Annotated in this window: 13 protein-coding genes and 1 riboswitch; of the genes, 10 read left to right on the plus strand and 3 right to left on the minus strand. The window is 52.0% G+C overall.

The features are described from left to right. Positions 1–80 precede the first annotated feature (80 nt). Entirely contained in the window at positions 81–638 is a 558-nt protein-coding gene (locus I2F54_RS12385) for a 30S ribosomal protein S16 (protein WP_009121760.1), read from the plus strand. Between the two features lie 120 nt (positions 639–758). Beyond that, positions 759–1,856 (plus strand): TlpA disulfide reductase family protein, encoded by a 1,098-nt coding sequence (locus I2F54_RS12390; protein WP_195501366.1) that lies wholly within the window; start codon positions 759–761, stop codon positions 1,854–1,856. 304 nt (positions 1,857–2,160) lie between these two features. Here the strand turns inward: I2F54_RS12390 and I2F54_RS12395 are convergent, their stop codons facing one another. Further along, entirely contained in the window at positions 2,161–3,129 is a 969-nt protein-coding gene (locus I2F54_RS12395) for a uroporphyrinogen decarboxylase/cobalamine-independent methonine synthase family protein (protein WP_195501367.1), read from the minus strand. Positions 3,130–3,189: 60 nt separating this feature from the next. Further along, positions 3,190–3,410, minus strand: a riboswitch (cobalamin riboswitch). 279 nt (positions 3,411–3,689) lie between these two features. Between I2F54_RS12395 and I2F54_RS12400 the strand changes: the two genes are divergently transcribed. The 8 genes from I2F54_RS12400 (at position 3,690) to I2F54_RS12435 (ending at position 14,438) form a co-directional block, all read left to right on the plus strand. Continuing rightward, positions 3,690–5,900 (plus strand): anaerobic ribonucleoside triphosphate reductase, encoded by a 2,211-nt coding sequence (locus tag I2F54_RS12400; protein WP_009121756.1) that lies wholly within the window; start codon positions 3,690–3,692, stop codon positions 5,898–5,900. A 128-nt stretch (positions 5,901–6,028) separates the two neighbouring features. Beyond that, positions 6,029–6,529, plus strand: coding sequence for an anaerobic ribonucleoside-triphosphate reductase activating protein (nrdG, locus tag I2F54_RS12405; RefSeq protein WP_009121755.1), 501 nt, complete (start codon positions 6,029–6,031; stop codon positions 6,527–6,529). 239 nt (positions 6,530–6,768) lie between these two features. Further along, the gene (gene bioA, locus I2F54_RS12410; RefSeq protein ID WP_229097187.1) at positions 6,769–9,003 is read left to right on the plus strand and encodes an adenosylmethionine--8-amino-7-oxononanoate transaminase; all 2,235 of its coding nucleotides are present in this window, start codon (positions 6,769–6,771) and stop codon (positions 9,001–9,003) included. Positions 9,004–9,017: 14 nt separating this feature from the next. Then, entirely contained in the window at positions 9,018–10,187 is a 1,170-nt protein-coding gene (locus I2F54_RS12415; protein WP_195501369.1) for an 8-amino-7-oxononanoate synthase, read from the plus strand. 64 nt (positions 10,188–10,251) lie between these two features. Next, the gene (locus tag I2F54_RS12420) at positions 10,252–11,025 is read left to right on the plus strand and encodes a pimeloyl-ACP methyl esterase BioG family protein (RefSeq protein WP_087413201.1); all 774 of its coding nucleotides are present in this window, start codon (positions 10,252–10,254) and stop codon (positions 11,023–11,025) included. Positions 11,026–11,038: 13 nt separating this feature from the next. Continuing rightward, a complete protein-coding gene (locus tag I2F54_RS12425; RefSeq protein WP_195501370.1) occupies positions 11,039–12,052 on the plus strand; it encodes a malonyl-ACP O-methyltransferase in 1,014 nt (337 codons plus the stop codon). Positions 12,053–12,553: 501 nt separating this feature from the next. After that, entirely contained in the window at positions 12,554–13,216 is a 663-nt protein-coding gene (gene bioD / locus I2F54_RS12430; protein ID WP_009121749.1) for a dethiobiotin synthase, read from the plus strand. Between the two features lie 49 nt (positions 13,217–13,265). Further along, on the plus strand, positions 13,266–14,438 hold the full coding sequence (locus tag I2F54_RS12435) for a glycosyltransferase (RefSeq protein WP_195501371.1): 1,173 nt from the start codon (positions 13,266–13,268) through the stop codon (positions 14,436–14,438). A 194-nt stretch (positions 14,439–14,632) separates the two neighbouring features. Here the strand turns inward: I2F54_RS12435 and I2F54_RS12440 are convergent, their stop codons facing one another. Together I2F54_RS12440 and I2F54_RS12445 are read right to left on the minus strand one after the other, a co-directional pair. Then, positions 14,633–15,877: an ABC transporter permease gene (locus I2F54_RS12440; RefSeq protein ID WP_009121747.1), complete on the minus strand. Its 1,245-nt coding sequence runs from the start codon at positions 15,875–15,877 to the stop codon at positions 14,633–14,635. A 150-nt stretch (positions 15,878–16,027) separates the two neighbouring features. Further along, positions 16,028–17,227, minus strand: a complete 1,200-nt coding sequence (locus I2F54_RS12445) for a pyridoxal phosphate-dependent aminotransferase (protein ID WP_022218728.1) — start codon at positions 17,225–17,227, stop codon at positions 16,028–16,030. Positions 17,228–17,311: the final 84 nt, after the last annotated feature.

Below are 17,311 nucleotides of genomic sequence, written 5' to 3' on the forward strand. Positions count from 1 at the left end.
AAAAGAAAAAGTGTACCTTTGCGCCCGCTACTACGAGTTAGCAGCATAATTCAAATCATTAACTAAAAACATTTATTTAAATGGCAACAAAAATCAGATTGCAAAGACATGGACGTAAGAGCTACGCTTTCTACTCTATCGTAATTGCAGACGTAAGAGCACCACGTGATGGTAAATTTATTGAGAAGATTGGTACTTACAACCCTAACACCAATCCTGCCACAGTAGATTTGAAATTCGACCGCGCACTTGACTGGGTGTTGAAAGGTGCACAACCTACCGACACTGTCCGCAACATCCTTTCCCGTGAAGGCGTTTACATGAAGAAGCACCTTCTTGGCGGTGTAGCGAAAGGCGCATTCGGCGAAGCAGAAGCAGAAGCTAAGTTCGAAGCTTGGAAGAACGACAAACAAAACGGTTTGGCCGCTCTGAAAGCTAAAGACGAAGAAGCTAAGAAAGCTGAAGCCAAAGCACGTCTGGAAGCCGAAAAGAAAGTAAACGAAGTGAAAGCTAAAGCATTGGCCGAAAAGAAAGCCGCTGAAGAAGCTGCCAAGGCTGCCGCTGAAGCACCTGCAGAAGCAGAAGCTACCGAAGCTCCGGCTGAAGAAGCTCCCGCAGCAGAAGCCGCTGCTGAATAAAAAGCAGAGCTTTCCCTGTAAAAAAGGGACAAAAAACATAAAATCCTCACCGGTTATACCGGTGGGGATTTTTTATTATTATCTTTGTGGCTACAAATTATTTATTTAATGAACAAAGCAATGAAAAAACTAACTTACCTGCTCGCTGCCGCTGCCGTATTCGCAGCCTGTAACAGCGGGAACCAAGGTTACACCGTAACCGGAACGATAGAGGGTGCAACCGACGGCGATACCGTCTTTCTGCAAACCGTGGAAGGCCGCCAACTCGTAAAACTCGATTCCGCAGTCATCACCAACGGAACCTTCACCTTCAAAGGAACGCAGGACACTGCTGCCAACCGCTACCTTACTTATAGCCCCGCCGGAGCAGAGGGTATGATTATGGACTTCTTCCTCGAAAACGGAAAAATCAATATCAAACTCAACGGAAAGAGCAGCTCCGCCACCGGTACCGCCAACAACGACATCTACCAGGCCATCAGAACCCAGCTCAACGAACTGGACAGCCAGATGGAAAACATCTACACTTCCATGACCGACACCGCCCTGACCGACCAGCAGCGCGAAGCCAAAGGCAAGGAAATGAGTGCGCTGGAAAGCAGAATGATGGAAGTGGCCAAAGCCGGCATCAGCCAAAACATTACCAATGCCGTGGGCGTGCATCTGCTGAAAAGCAATTACTACTACTTGGATGTGAAAGAACTCGACCCGCTGATGCCGCAGATTCCCGCCACATACAGCAACGACGCCACCATCATCCGCATCAAGGAGAATGTAGAAAAGATGAAAGCCACTGCCGTAGGCCAAAAGTTTACGGACTTTGAAATGCAGACTCCCGAAGGAAAGACCGTGAAACTGTCCGACTACGTAGGAAAGGGCAAGACCGTGCTCGTCGACTTCTGGGCAAGCTGGTGCGGACCCTGCCGTCGCGAAATGCCTAACCTGGTAGAGGCATACGCCAAGTACAAGAACAAGAATTTCGAGATTGTAGGCGTTTCTTTAGACCAGAACGGCGATTCTTGGAAAGAAGCTATCAACAAACTGAATATCACCTGGCCGCAAATGTCCGACTTGAAATATTGGAATAATGAAGGCGCCAAGCTGTATGCCGTAAGCAGCATTCCCCACACGGTACTGATTGACGGTGACGGAATTATCCTTGCACGCGGTTTGCACGGAGAGGAACTGCAAGAAAAATTGGCTGAAGTGCTTAAATAAGCGAGGAAGCCGAAAGAGTATAAAACAAAGGGGTGTGTCAAAACTCCCCTTGTATCGAAATCACCCCCGCTACGATTATCTGTGGCGAGGGTGATTTCCTATTTATGAGGGTTTCGACACACCCTCTTTATTGTTTTGCAATCCCGCAGGGCAACAGCCGTAAGATGCGGGCTCAGTTATGGTAACATGCGGGCTCGGCCACCACGAGACGCGGGCTCGGATGTAACAAAGTGCGGGCTCAGCCATAACAAGGCCTGCGCTCAAACACAGCAAGACGTGCACCCGGACACAACAGTGCGTGCGCTCAGACAGGGAATATACGGTCTGCCATATCCTTAGCCAGTCCCACGGTTTTCCATTGTTTCTTCTCATCCTCTTCCGAGGGATTAAGAAGATTATCCGCATCGGGCAGGCAGAGCGTCAGATGCTTCACGGGAATATAATTCAGCACTTCTTCCATCTTGGCCTGCAACTCATCCAGTTCTTCCTCATCGGGATAATAAGAGAGTACGAAACCAAACACAGCTTCCCGTTCATGCACAAACCACAACAGACGGCTGCGATCGCAAATCCCGCAATCATAATCCAGAAAATACGCGTCCGCCCCGCGTAGCCGTATCAACATATCCGTCGCGGCATGAAAAGCCACGAATAACCCTTCGGGACGCTCGCGCAGCACCCGGTTATTGAGGCGGGCGGCCTCATCGGTCAGCATGGACTTCACGCCCTCGAACTGTATATAACGGCAACCGGCCTCATAAAGCCCTTCCAGCAACTTTTTATAAGCCGCCGCCAAATCATCCAGCAGTATATTCAAGTCCGGATAAACCGACTTCATGCACCCGGCATCCGTTTCACGAAGAATCCTCATCAGTACTTTTCCGGGCGAAGGAATATGCTGTTTGGGCAATACATCGTCCGAAGCATTCGCCGCCAAAAAAGCAAAATCATCAAGGATAGGATGATGAAGCAAACCTATCCTGCCCGTCACTTCCAGCTCCTTGCCGGACGGAGCCCCCGCATCGCCCTTCCGGCGGATGCCTTCCCAGGCTTCCAGAAAATCATAACTCCGAAATCCGCCATCCGTCACAATCCTTACGCCTTCCGACCTCAGCCGTTCAATCAAACTACGTATCTCCGCATTTTCCACGGCACGCAATGTTTGCTGACTGATTTGCCCGCCTTGATAGCGGCTCCTTGCGTCCCGCAGCGCAGAAGGCACACACAATGCCCCCGCAATATCGACCTTAAAGGGTGGAAACAACTTTCCCATATTCGTTCTTTTTATTTGAAAATTAATACCTCAGCGCTTTGCCCTATCCCACGAGTGGCAAAGAAAATCAAAGAATGGCAGGTCTTCTGACTCGGTTTCCATTTCAAACCGCCTTCCCAACCTTTTCCCGCATACGGGGAAATAATCAGTGGCAGAGGTGTATCTGTCGAAATGTTTGGTATGAAACCTTACAGCAGCGGGACTGTCCGGGATTTGCACCCGATTCCCTTTTAATTACCGATGATGACAACCATCGGTAAACCGATTCGCTGCAAATATAACCAAAGTATTTGAAAGTCGGCAAGTGAAATCCCTATTTTTCATCGGCCGCTTCAAAACAGATTGACACATCATCTAATATATAATTATCAATAATGTGCAACTATAAAAACCACGTAAACTGAAAAGTTTCCCATTTCATCACAAATCATATTTGATTATCAACAGATTAACCATTTTTAATCCAACAAAAGTTTTCCAAAACAGAAAACGTATAAAAAACTATCATACCTTTGTTTCGCAATTAACTCCTATTGTAAAATCTAAAAAATACAACCAATATGATACAAACGGTACTCAAGCGTGACGGACGCGTCGTCGGCTTCAACGAAGAAAAAATAGTAACCGCCATCCGCAAGGCCATGCTCCATACGGACAAGGGAGAAGACATGCAACTGATACGCCAAATCACCGACCACATCTCCTTTAAGGGCGATGCCCAAATGACGGTGGAAGCCATTCAGGACCTGGTGGAAATGGAGCTGATGAAGAGCAGCCGTAAAGATGTCGCACAGAAATACATTGCCTACCGCAACCAGCGCAGTATCGCCCGCAAGGCAAAGACGCGCGATATGTTTCTGGAAATCATCAACATCAAATCCAACGACATCACCCGCGAGAACGCCAACATGAATGCCGACACTCCGGCAGGCATGATGATGAAGTTCGCCAGCGAGACCACCAAACCGTTTGTAGACGACTATCTTCTGAGCGAGGAAGTGCTGGATGCCGTCAGCCACAACTACCTGCACATCCACGACAAGGATTATTACCCTACCAAGAGCCTGACATGCGTGCAGCACCCGCTGGACCGCATCCTGACATACGGCTTCTCCGCAGGACACGGAGAATCGCGCCCTGCAAAACGCATCGAGACCGCCAGTATCCTGGGTTGCATCTCATTGGAAACAGCCCAAAACGAAATGCACGGCGGACAAGCCATTCCCGCATTCGACTTCTACCTCGCTCCCTACGTGCGCAACAGCTACATCGAGGAAATAAAGAATCTGGAAGAGCTGAACGGCAAGGACTACTCGCACCTCTACCAAAAAGAGCTGACAGACTATCTGCAACAACCGCTGGACGGCCTGACCGACGACCGCCGCATTGTCCAGCATGCCGTGAACAAGACCGTAGCCCGCGTGCACCAGTCCATGGAAGCGTTCATCCACAACATGAACACGATACACTCCCGTGGCGGAAACCAAGTGGTGTTCAGCTCCATCAACTACGGCACGGACACTTCCGCCGAGGGACGCTGCATCATCCGCGAACTGCTGAAAAGCACGTATCAAGGCGTAGGAAACGGCGAGACAGCCATCTTCCCCATTCAGATATGGAAAAAGAAACGCGGCGTAAGCTACCTGCCCGAAGACCGCAACTACGACCTCTACCAGCTTGCCTGCAAAGTCACCGCACGCCGTTTCTTCCCGAACTTCCTGAATCTGGACGCCACCTTCAACCGCAGCGACGACTGGAGAGCCGACGACCCGAAACGCTACGAGCACGAAGTCGCCACCATGGGATGCCGTACACGTGTGTTTGAAAACCGCTTCGGCCCGAAAACATCCATCGGCCGAGGAAACATCTCTTTCTCCACAATCAACATCGTCCGCCTTGCCATAGAGTGCATGGACATAGCGGACAAGGAGCAGCGCATCGCCCTCTTCTTTGCCAAGCTGGACGCCATGCTCGACATCACCGCCCGCCAGTTGCACGAACGCATGGAGTTCCAAAAGACGGCGTTTGCCAAACAGTTCCCCTTGCTGATGTCCGCCTTGTGGATAGGTTGCGACAAGCTCAAGCCGAACGAAGACATTTCTTCCGTAATCAACCAAGGTACGCTGGGCATCGGTTTCATCGGTCTGGCGGAATGTCTGGTCGCGCTCTTGGGCAAGCACCACGGAGAATCGGAAGAAGCCCAGGAATTAGGTCTGAAAATCGTGACGTACATGCGCGACCGCGCCAATCAGTTCTCCGACCAATATCAGCATAATTACAGCGTGCTGGCCACGCCCGCCGAAGGTCTTTCGGGCAAGTTCACCCGTGTAGACCGCAAGAAGTTCGGCTGTCTGCCGGGCATCACAGACCGCGACTACTACACCAACTCCAACCACGTGCCCGTGTACTACAAGTGCAGCGCCCGCCATAAAGCGGAAGTAGAAGCCCCCTACCACGACCTGACCCGCGGCGGACACATCTTCTACGTGGAGATTGACGGCGACGCCACCCACAACCCCGAAGTCATCATGCGTGTAGTAGATATGATGGACCGGTACAACATCGGTTACGGCTCGGTGAACCACAACCGCAACCGCTGCCTGGAATGCGGATACGAAAACTCCACCCCCGACCTGGAAGTTTGTCCGAAATGCGGCAGCACCCACATCGACAAACTGCAACGCATCACCGGCTACCTGGTAGGAACCACCGACCGTTGGAACCAAGCCAAACTCGCCGAACTGAACGACAGGGTAGTACATGGGAATTAAGAATTAAGAATTAAGAATTAAGAATTTTGAGTTGGTTAAGAGCTTTCATGCTGAATTCATCATTCTTAATTCTTAATTCTCAATTCTCAATTCTCAATTTCCCTAATTCTTAATTCTTCATTAAAAAAGTGCTTTCCATTCTTGAGATATTAGAAGATACCACGGTGGACGGTCCCGGTTTCCGTACCGCCATTTACGCGGCCGGATGCCCCAACGGGTGTCCGGGCTGCCACAATCCGGAGTCGTGGGACATTAACCGCGGACGCTGGATGAGCACCGATGAAATTCTGCAAAAGGTGCTTGCCGATACATTCGCAGACGTGACGTTCAGCGGGGGCGACCCGATGTTCCAGCCGGAAGGCTTCACCGAACTGGCGCACGCCATCAAACAGCGAAGCCGGAAAAATATCTGGTGCTACACCGGATACACCTTCGAGTCGCTGTTGCGCAATCCCCGTCAGGCAAAGCTGTTGGAGTACATCGACGTGCTGGTGGACGGTAAATTCCGGCAGGAGCTGCGCGACGAAGACCTCTACTTCCGTGGCAGCAGGAACCAACGGCTGATTGACGTGCAGGCATCACTGAAAGCAAACAAAACCGTAAGTTACCGGTACAATCCGGGCATTTAACGAATATTTTTCCTACATTTGCAGCCACATAAGATAATCCGCAACGAGATACTGAAACCGTGAAACGAAAACAATCCCCCGGACATACGATACGCTTCCGCCGCTGGAGCCGGAAGGCCTATGCCGCATTCGCCAGCATAGGCAGATGCGTCACGATCGGCTGTCTGCGCAAGAATGTGGCCGACAGCTCGCTGCGCAAGCAGGATGCGGTTCAGACTCTCCCCTATTTTATTCATACCATGACTATTGACGAACTGAAAGCCCAGGTACTGGCAGGCATAGACATATCGCCCGACCAAGCCGCCTGGCTGGCGAACACCGCCGACCGTGAAGCGCTTTATGCCGCTGCACATGAGATTACCGTACAGTGCGCACAGCACGAGTTTGATATGTGCTCCATCATCAACGCCAAGTCGGGACGCTGCCCCGAAAACTGCAAATGGTGCGCACAATCCGCCCACTACCACACCAAGGCCGACATCTACGACCTGCTCCCCGCAGAAGAATGCCTCAGACAGGCGCAATACAATGAACGGCAGGACGTCAACCGTTTCTCCCTCGTCACCAGCGGCCGAAAACCTTCTTCCCGACAAATGGAACAGCTTTGCGATACGGCACGCCATATGCGCCGCCACTCGTCCATACAGCTATGCGCCTCTCTGGGCTTGCTGAACGAAAAGGAACTGCGAGCCCTGCACGATGCCGGCATCACACGCTATCACTGCAATCTGGAAACAGCCCCCTCTTTCTTCCCCACCCTGTGCAGCACGCACACGCAAGAAGACAAGCTGCGCACCCTGCAAGCCGCCCGCAACGCGGGTATGGATATTTGCAGCGGCGGCATCATCGGTATGGGCGAGACGATGGAACAGCGTATCGAGTTCGCCTTTACCTTGAAAGAGCTGGGAGTGCAGTCCATCCCTATCAACCTGCTCAGCCCCATTCCGGGCACTCCGCTGGAAAACCGGCAGGCGCTGACGGAAGAAGAGGTATTGGTAACAATCGCCCTGTTCCGCTTCATCAATCCCACGGCCTACCTGCGCTTTGCGGGCGGACGTTCGCAACTGAGCAAGGATGCGGTGAAGAAGTCCTTATATATAGGTATCAACTCGGCCATCGTAGGCGACTTGCTGACCACGCTCGGCTCTAAGATTTCCGACGACAAGAAGCTGATAGAAGAAGCCGGATATGAGTTCTGCGGTTCGCAATTCGACCGCGAGCATCTGTGGCATCCATACACTTCGACCACCGATCCGCTGCCTGTATATAAGGTGAAGCGGGCGGACGGAGCAACGATTACGCTGGAAAGCGGACAGACGCTGATAGAGGGAATGTCCTCTTGGTGGTGCGCCGTACACGGTTACAACCATCCGGCGCTGAACAGGGCAGCCACGGAACAGCTCGGCAAGATGTCGCACGTCATGTTCGGCGGACTGACGCACGACCCCGCCATCGAACTCGGAAAACTGCTCCTGCCGCTGGTTCCGCCTTCCATGCAGAAGATATTCTATGCTGACTCCGGCTCGGTGGCCGTGGAAGTGGCCTTGAAAATGGCTGTGCAGTACTGGTACGCCAAGAACCGGGGCAAGAAGAATAACTTTGTCACCATCCGCAGCGGCTATCACGGAGATACGTGGAACGCCATGTCGGTGTGCGACCCGGTGACGGGGATGCACTCGCTCTTCGGTTCGGCGCTCCCGGTACGGTACTTTGTTCCGCAACCCCGCTCACGCTTCGGCGGCGAATGGAATCCGGATGATATTCTCCCGCTGAAAGAAATCATGGAGCAACACGCCGATGAGCTGGCGGCCTTGATACTGGAACCCGTGGTGCAGGGCGCAGGCGGAATGTGGTTTTATCATCCGCAGTATCTGCGCGAAGCGGCGAAGCTATGCCGTGAGCACGGTCTGCTCCTCATCTTCGATGAAATAGCGACGGGCTTCGGACGTACCGGAAAGCTGTTTGCCTGGGAGCATGCCGGAACAGAGCCGGACATCATGTGCATAGGCAAGGCTCTGACCGGCGGCTACATGACGCTTTCCGCCGTACTGGCCGCCAACGAGGTGGCGGACACCATCTCCAACCATGCCCCAGGCGCGTTTATGCATGGCCCCACGTTCATGGGAAATCCTCTGGCATGCGCCGTGGCCTGCGCATCGGTACGATTGCTCACGTCTCCCGAATATGATTGGCAGGAGAAAGTTGCCCGCATCGAAGCGCAGCTAAGGCAGGAGCTGGAACCTGCACGGCAACTGCCGCAAGTGGCCGATGTACGCGTACTCGGAGCCATCGGCGTCATAGAAACCAAACAGCCGGTGGATATGGCATGGATGCAGCGACGCTTCGTTGAAGAAGGCATCTGGGTACGCCCGTTCGGCAGGCTGGTATATCTGATGCCGCCTTTCATCATCGAACCGGAACAGCTCGGCGTATTGACGAAAGGATTGATTAAGATTGTGGAAGAAATGAAATAAGAAAGCGTTGAACAATGGATACAATACATGAAATGCAGCAAGAGCTGCAACACCTTGAAGAACACAGCAACCTGCGCCGTTTGCCCAAGATGGTGCACGACGGAAGGCATGTCATCGTGAACGGCGCGCGTATGCTGAACCTCTCGTCCAACGACTATCTGGGGCTGGCATCCGACCGGAGCTTGCGCGAGGAGTTCCTGCGCACGCTTACTCCCGACACGTTCCTGCCCGCCTCTTCTTCTTCCCGGCTGCTGACGGGCAACTTCACCGTTTACGAAGAACTGGAAGCGGAGCTGGCGCACCTTTTCGGTACGGAAGCCGCATTGATTTTCAACAGCGGGTATCATGCCAATACGGGTATCCTGCCTGCCGTAAGCGATGCGCGGACGCTGATACTTGCCGACAAGCTCGTCCACGCCAGTCTGATTGACGGCATCCGTCTTTCGGCGGCCAAGTGCGTCCGTTACCGCCACAACGATTTGGCGCAATTGGAACGGCTGTTGAAAGAGCATCATTCCGCCTATCGCCGAATCATCATCGTCACCGAAAGCATCTTCAGCATGGATGGCGACCGGGCGGATTTGCAAGCCCTGGCAGGATTAAAACGCCGATATGACAACGTACTGCTTTATGTGGACGAAGCCCACGCCTTCGGCGTACGCGGCAAGCGGGGGCTTGGTTGCGCCGAGGAATCCGGTTGTATCCGCGACATCGACTTTCTCGTCGGTACATTCGGCAAGGCGGCTGCGTCCGTAGGCGCTTACATCGTATGCAAAAAGACGGTACGGGAGTACCTCGTAAACCGCATGCGCACACTTATTTTCACCACCGGGCTGCCACCCGTAAACATAGCATGGACACTGTTTGTTGTACGCCGACTGGCAGATATGCAGGAACGGCGCGAACATCTGGCGCATATCGGCCGAACGCTTCGCGAAGCCCTGCAAGCCCGAGGATATACATGTCCCGGCGCCAGCCATATCGTTCCGATGATTGTCGGACAGAGCGCGGATACCGTCCTGCAGGCAGAGGCTTTGCAACGGCATGGCTTTTACGCCCTGCCCGTCCGTCCGCCGACAGTGCCGGAAGGAACATCACGCATCCGTTTTTCGCTGACAGCGGAAATCAGAAGCGAGGAGATAGAAGAGTTAACGAATTACCTGACCGTTCATACTCAAACTTAGCAATGCCTATGACAAACGGCATTAAAACATCAACCGATATTTATCATTTAATAAAGAAAAAACAATGAAACAAGTGTATATCATCAACGAGAATCACCCCAAGTTACTCCTTTTCTTTGCCGGATGGGCGGCAGATGAAACTCCTTTCAAGCAGTATCATCCCAAGGATACAGACTACATGATTTGCTACGACTACCGCACACCGGACTTCGACACGTCCGTCTTCGACCATTACCGGCAGATAAACGTGGTAGCCTGGTCTATGGGTGTGTGGGCAGGCTCTCTCATACTCAGCCAAGTTCCCCGGGAAAAGATTTTCAGTATAGCCTTCAACGGAAGTACAAGCCCCATAGACAATCTGGAAGGTATTCCCGTGCAAACCTATCAGGCCACTTTCGACGGACTCACCCCCGCCTCGCTCCAGAAGTTCCTGCGCCGCATGTGCAAGGACAGCAACGCCTACAAGGCCTTCATGGAAATAACTCCCCGACGGGACTTCGATGAAATCAAGGAAGAACTGAGGCTCATCCGGGAGCGGTACTTCGAGATGTTTGGAAACATGGAGCATAAAGGTTATGATGAGGAGACTGAAGAAAGGTTTCAGGAGAACTTCGAAAGGTACGAATACGACTACGATTACGCCTTTATCGGCAGCAACGACCGGATTTTTCCGCCTGAAAACCTGGAAATGAACCACGACAACCTGATGTGCAACAATGTAATCCTGACGGACAGCGCACACTATGACGCGTCCATGTTCCGTTTTCTGTTGCAGGACATGTGGGAAATGCCCATCGACGACTTTATGCACCACCTCAAATCCATCAATATCGAATGAAACGACAGAGGAAATGACTTGCAACGCCCAATCCATTGACAAAGCTCTCGTGGCACGGCGCTTTGCCCATGCGCGAGACACATACGGCAGCGAAGCCCGCGTACAGCAGCAGGTTGCGGAAAAAATGCTGCGCCTGCTCACGGCGCACGCCTGTACATCCGCTACCGCACCGGACGGTAACGGTGACAGGCAGCAGCCGCGGAACGCCGCCCTTTCCTTCCGCCATATTGCGGAGTTCGGGTGCGGTACGGGCTGTTACTCCCGCCTGTTGCTGCGCACATTGCAACCGGAAACGTTGCTGCTTAACGACCTGTGCCCCGAAATGGAAGAGTGCATACACGACTTGCTGACGGGTGGCGGGCATCTGCCACGCACTCCTCAGGCTGGCAACGCCTCTGGGGTTCTTTACGATGCCGATGTGGAATTTTACAGCGCCGAAACTCCATCCGAGAGCACCAAAGTACCATCCGAAAACGCCAAAGTGCCATCTGAGAACGCCAAAGCGCCACTTTACGGAAGCTCTCCTGCAACTACCGCCGTCAGCTTTCTGCCGTGTGACGCGGAAACGCTTGATTTCCCGCAAGGGACGGACTTGATAACGTCCTGCTCCACCTTGCAATGGTTTGCCGATACGGAACGGTTCTTCGCCCGTTGCCACCGCTTTCTGTCGGACGGCGGCATTCTTGCATTCAGTACTTTCGGGAAGAAGAATATGCGGGAGATACATACCCTGACCGGACACGGACTGGAGTATCTGTCGCTCGATAACCTGAAAGTTCTGCTCTCTCCCCGTTTCGAGATTCTTTATGCCGAAGAAGAGATTGTCTCCCTGCCGTTCGGCACTCCGCTCGAAGTATTGCGACACCTCAAACAAACCGGAGTTACCGGCACGGAAAAGAGAGTTTGGACACGCGGACGTTTGCAGAGTTTCTGTGATGAATATATACGGATGTGCGGCAACGACGACCGCAGCGTTTCGCTGACTTATCACCCGATTTATGTGATTGCGAGGAAGAGGGAAAGATAAAAGATTAAAGATTAAAACATGAAAGATAAAGGATATTAGTAATAGAGTAACCTAAGGCTGAAAGCCTTCTATCGCAAAGCCCGGGGTAACACCCCGGGAATACGAATATAATCAACATTGCGCCCTGTAAGGGCAAAAAAAGATAAGATAAAAAGATTGTGCCCTTACAGGGCGAAGAATAACGAGAACATTTATCCCCGGGGTGTTACCCCGGGCTTAGAGATAAAAGCCCTTCAGGCTTGGAATTTGTCAAATAGGATTAAATCCCAAATCATAAGTAAATGGTTAAAATATCGGCACTTACTTAAAGGATAAAGCATAAAGGATAAAGGATAAAGCATAAAATAATAGAGCATAAAGTAATAGAGCATAAAATAATAAAGCAACCTAAGGCTGAAAGCCTTCTATCGCAAAGCCCGGGGTAACACCCCGGGAATACGAATATAACCAACATTGCGCCCTGTAAGGGCAAAAAAGATAAAATATAAAGTATAAAAAGACATGAATACCGACATCTATTTCATCAGCGGTATCGATACCGATGCCGGAAAAAGCTACTGCACCGCCTGGTACGCCAAGCAGCTATCCCAAAACGGACAGCGTGTCATCACCCAGAAATTCATCCAAACCGGCAACACCGGCCATTCCGAAGACATCGACCTTCACCGCCGTATCATGGGCACAGGCTACCTGCCCGAAGATAAAGAAGGGCTCACCATGCCCGAAATCTTTTCCTACCCCTGCTCTCCCCACCTTGCGGCTCGTATCGACAACCGCCCCATCGACTTCGGCAAAATAGAGCGCGCCACCCGCGAACTCGCCCGCCGCTACGACATCGTACTGGTAGAAGGCGCCGGCGGCCTGATGGTTCCCCTGACGGAAGAATATCTCACCATAGACTACATCGCCGAGAAAAACTATCCCCTCATTTTCGTAACATCCGGCAAACTGGGCAGCATCAATCACACCCTGCTAAGCCTTGAAGCCGTTAAGCACCGGGGAATCACGCTCGACACCGTATTGTACAACCTTTACCCCACGGTAGAGGACACGACCATACAAAACGATACGATGCAATACATACGGGACTACCTTGCCAGGCACTTCCCCGAAACGAAATTTGAAGTCGTGCCGGAAATAAATAATCCGCGTCAGGCCATGTAATCTGTGCCGAATTTCGTAACTTTGCACGTTATAAAACGTCATAGGACACATGGAAGCATTTACATTCGATACAACCGAGAAGATATTACTCGCAGCGACGGGAACTCTTTTTATCATTCAAGCCCTTTATTACTTTTGTCTGTACAACCGTATTCACATGCGCAGCCGTGCCGTGAAACGAGACAATGTGCACTTTTCTCAGGAGCTCCCCCCTGTATCGGTCATCATCTGCGCCCGTGAAGAATCCGAGAACCTGCGCCGCAATCTGGCCGCTGTGCTGGAGCAGGATTATCCGCGGTTTGAGGTTATCGTTATCAATGACGGCGATACGGACGAAAGCGAAGATTACCTCACCCTGCTGGAAGAGAAATACCCGCACCTCTACCACAGCTTCGTCCCCGACTCTTCACGCTATATCAGCCGCAAGAAGCTCGCCGCCACTCTCGGCGTGAAAGCCAGCAAATACGACTGGCTCGTCTTTACCGAAGCCGACTGCCGTCCGCAAAGCGACCAATGGCTGCGACTGCTGGCACGTAACTTCACTTCGCGTACGCAAGTCGTTCTGGGATATAGCGGTTATGAGCGCGGCAAAGGCTGGCTGCACAAACGTGTGGCGTTCGACAACCTGTTCAGTTCCATGCGTTACCTCGGTTTTGCGCTTGCCGGAAGCCCTTATATGGGCATCGGGCGCAACCTTGCCTACCGCAAAGAACTGTTCTACCGGGAGAAAGGCTTCTCCGCGCATCTCAACCTTCAACGCGGCGATGACGACCTGTTTATCAACCATGTAGCCACAGCCGAGAATACCCGTGTAGAAACCGATGCGGATGCCATCGTACGCATGCAACCCGTATTCCGCGCCAAAGACTGGCGGGAAGAAAAGATAGGCTACGCATCTACCGCCCGCCTCTACCACGGTGCGCAACGCTGGCTGGCCGGATTGGAAACCACCACCCGCCTGGCATTCCATGCCGCATGGATAGCCGCGCTCGCAGCAGGTATACTGCATTTTCACTGGCTGGCGGCGGGCATCGCGTTCCTTATCTGTATATTTCGGTTTATCCTGCAAGCCATCATCATCAACAAGACCGCAAAAGATTTGAACGACCAACGCAGATACTACTGGTCACTGCCCGTATTCGACGTGCTTCAACCTTTGCAGTCTCTCCGTTGGAAACTCTACTGCCTGTTTAGAAAGAAAAGCGGATTCCTGAGAAAATAAATCCATTCCACGGTGCGGAGTTATTCGCCTTGCGGAATGAAAATATCTATCCCGTGGGATGAAATTATTCGTCCCATGAGATGAAAACCACCCGTCCCGTAAGACGAAAATATCCGTTCCGTAAGACGAAATCATCCATCCCGTAAGACGGATTCGGCTCTGCCGTGACAGGGATTTGATTGTTCTACCCGCTCTTACTCGTAGCGCATGGAATTTGCCGGATGAATCCGTGTAATAAGGTATGACGGCCCCAGCAACATAATGACCGAAGCCAGCAGCGTACCGACATTCAGCAACAAGAAAATCCAGATATTGAAAGATACGGGAACGGTGTCCATATAGTAGGTTTCGGGGTCCAGGCGGAACAGGCCGAACCATTTCTGGATAAAGTAAAAAGCCAGCCCTATCACATTGCCCCACAACATACCCTTTCCGATAAGGAATACCGCCAGCCAAAGAAACAGCTTGCGGATAGTGAGATTATTCGCGCCCAAAGATTTCAGAACGCCAATCATGGAAGTACGCTCGATGATGATAATCAGCAATCCCGACACCATCGTGAAACCGGCAACACCGGTCATCAGGATAAGGATAACCCATATATTGACATCCAGAATGCCGAGCCATGCAAAAATCTGCGGGTTCAGTTGCTCCACATTGAGCACACAGTAGTCCGCTCCGTACGGGTCGGGGCGCCGGCTCACCTCATCGGCTATCCGGTAGGTGGCTTCTTCCAGTTTATCGTAGTCGTATAGCTCCAGCTCCACTCCGCTCACCTGGTCGGGACGCCATTTGTTCAGGCGGTTCACCAAGCACAAGTCGGTGAGCAGGAACAGGTTATCGTACTCGGAAAAGTTGGTCTGGTAAATGCCCGTGACGGTCAGACGGCGGGCACGCACCTCATCCTGTATATAATAGGTGTCTATCTTATCGCCGAGCTTCAGTTTCATCTTGTCGGCCATCGCCTTCGAAATGACGACACGGTTGGTAGAAGCCGAGTCGCTGAACTGCGGAAACTCTCCCTCTACCAGGTGGCGACGGAAGAAAGAACTGCCGTACTCAGGCCCTATGCCCTTCAACACCATCCCCTGAAAGGCGTCGGACGTCTTTATCATCCCCGGCTTGGTGGAATAGCGTTGCACATGTTTCACGTCGGGATTATCTGCGAGGGCGGCAATCATGCTGTCCGTCACAGCTATGGGGCGGGTTTCAAAAGAACGCGCCGCATCCGAATTGCTTATCTGGATATGCGAGCCGAAACCGATTATCTTATCGCGCACCTCGCTCTTGAAACCGATTATCACCGACACAGCGATAATCATCACCGCCAATCCGATAGCGACACCGACGGTCGCTATCAGCACGGCAGGACGGGAAACTTGCTTTCCGGCATCGGAACTGCGGTAAATACGCAGCGCTATGAAACGGGATAAATTCATCAGTAGTATTATATATCTTCCGATTTCTTCCGGGCACGGGTTACACGGATTCCGCAGGCTTTCTTAGTCCTTTCTCCGTGAAATCCGTATAATCCGCGCCCTAATTCTTACATTCGACAGACCGATTATCCGGTACACCTTCCCGAACAACTATTCCGTACGTCCCGGATAGGCTTCGAGCGCTTTGGAGAGCACAAACAGCGCACGGGTCAAATCTTCTTTCTTCAAGACGTAAGCTATGCGCACCTCGTTGCGGCCGGAACCCGGAGTGGTATAAAAGCCGGAAGCCGGAGCCATGAAAACGGTCTGGCCTTCGTACTCGAATTCGGAAAGACACCATGCGCAGAACTTGTCCGAATCGTCTACGGGCAGCTTGGCCACGGTATAAAACGCTCCCATAGGAATGGGCGAATATACGCCGGGAATACGGTTCAGACCGTCAATCAGACACTTACGGCGTTCCACGTATTCGTCGTAGGTATCGCGCAGGTAGTCTTCTCCGGCATCCAGGGATGCTTCGGCGGCAATCTGGCCTATCAACGGCGGGCTCAAACGCGCCTGGCAGAACTTCATAACGGCATCGCGTATCTCCTTGTTCTTCGTTATCAGCGCACCGATACGAATACCGCATTCGGAATAACGCTTGGAAACGGAATCTATCAGAACCACGTTATTCTCGATGCCTTCCAGGTGGCAGGCGGAGATGTATGGGGAACCCGTATAGATAAACTCGCGATACACTTCGTCGGAGAAGAGGAAAAGGTCGTACTTCTTCACGAGGTCGCGTATCTGATTCATCTCGCGACGGGTATACAGATAACCGGTAGGATTATTGGGATTACAAATCAGGATGGCGCGGGTGCGGTCGTTTATCAACTCCTCGAACTTCTCCACTTTAGGCAGCGAGAACCCCTCTTCTATAGTCGTCGCAATCGTACGGATTTTAGCGCCGGCGGAAATGGCAAACGCCATATAGTTGGCATAAGCCGGCTCCGGCACGATAATCTCGTCACCCGGATTAAGACAGGCCATAAATGAGAACAACACGGCTTCCGAACCGCCGGAAGTAATGATTATATCATCGGCGGTGAGCTTGATGTTGTATTTATCGTAATATCCCACCAACTTTTCACGATAGCTGCGATAGCCCGCACTGGGACTGTACTCCAACACCTTACGGTCAATATTGCGAATGGCGTCAATCGCGACTTGCGGCGTAGGCAGGTCGGGCTGTCCGATATTGAGGTGGAATACATGGGTGCCCCGTTGCTTGGCTGCATCTGCCAAAGGAGCCAGCTTTCTGATAGGAGATGCGGGCATCTCCATTCCGCGAATAGAAATTGTTGGCATGAGTTTTTTATATCATTTTATCATTTAAGTCGCAAATGTAGTGATTTATTTGATACTGAAGGGAAGCTAAGACATAAAAACTTT

Origin of the sequence: Bacteroides clarus (assembly GCF_015555825.1) — a bacterium.
Taxonomy (GTDB): Bacteria; Bacteroidota; Bacteroidia; order Bacteroidales; family Bacteroidaceae; genus Bacteroides; species Bacteroides clarus.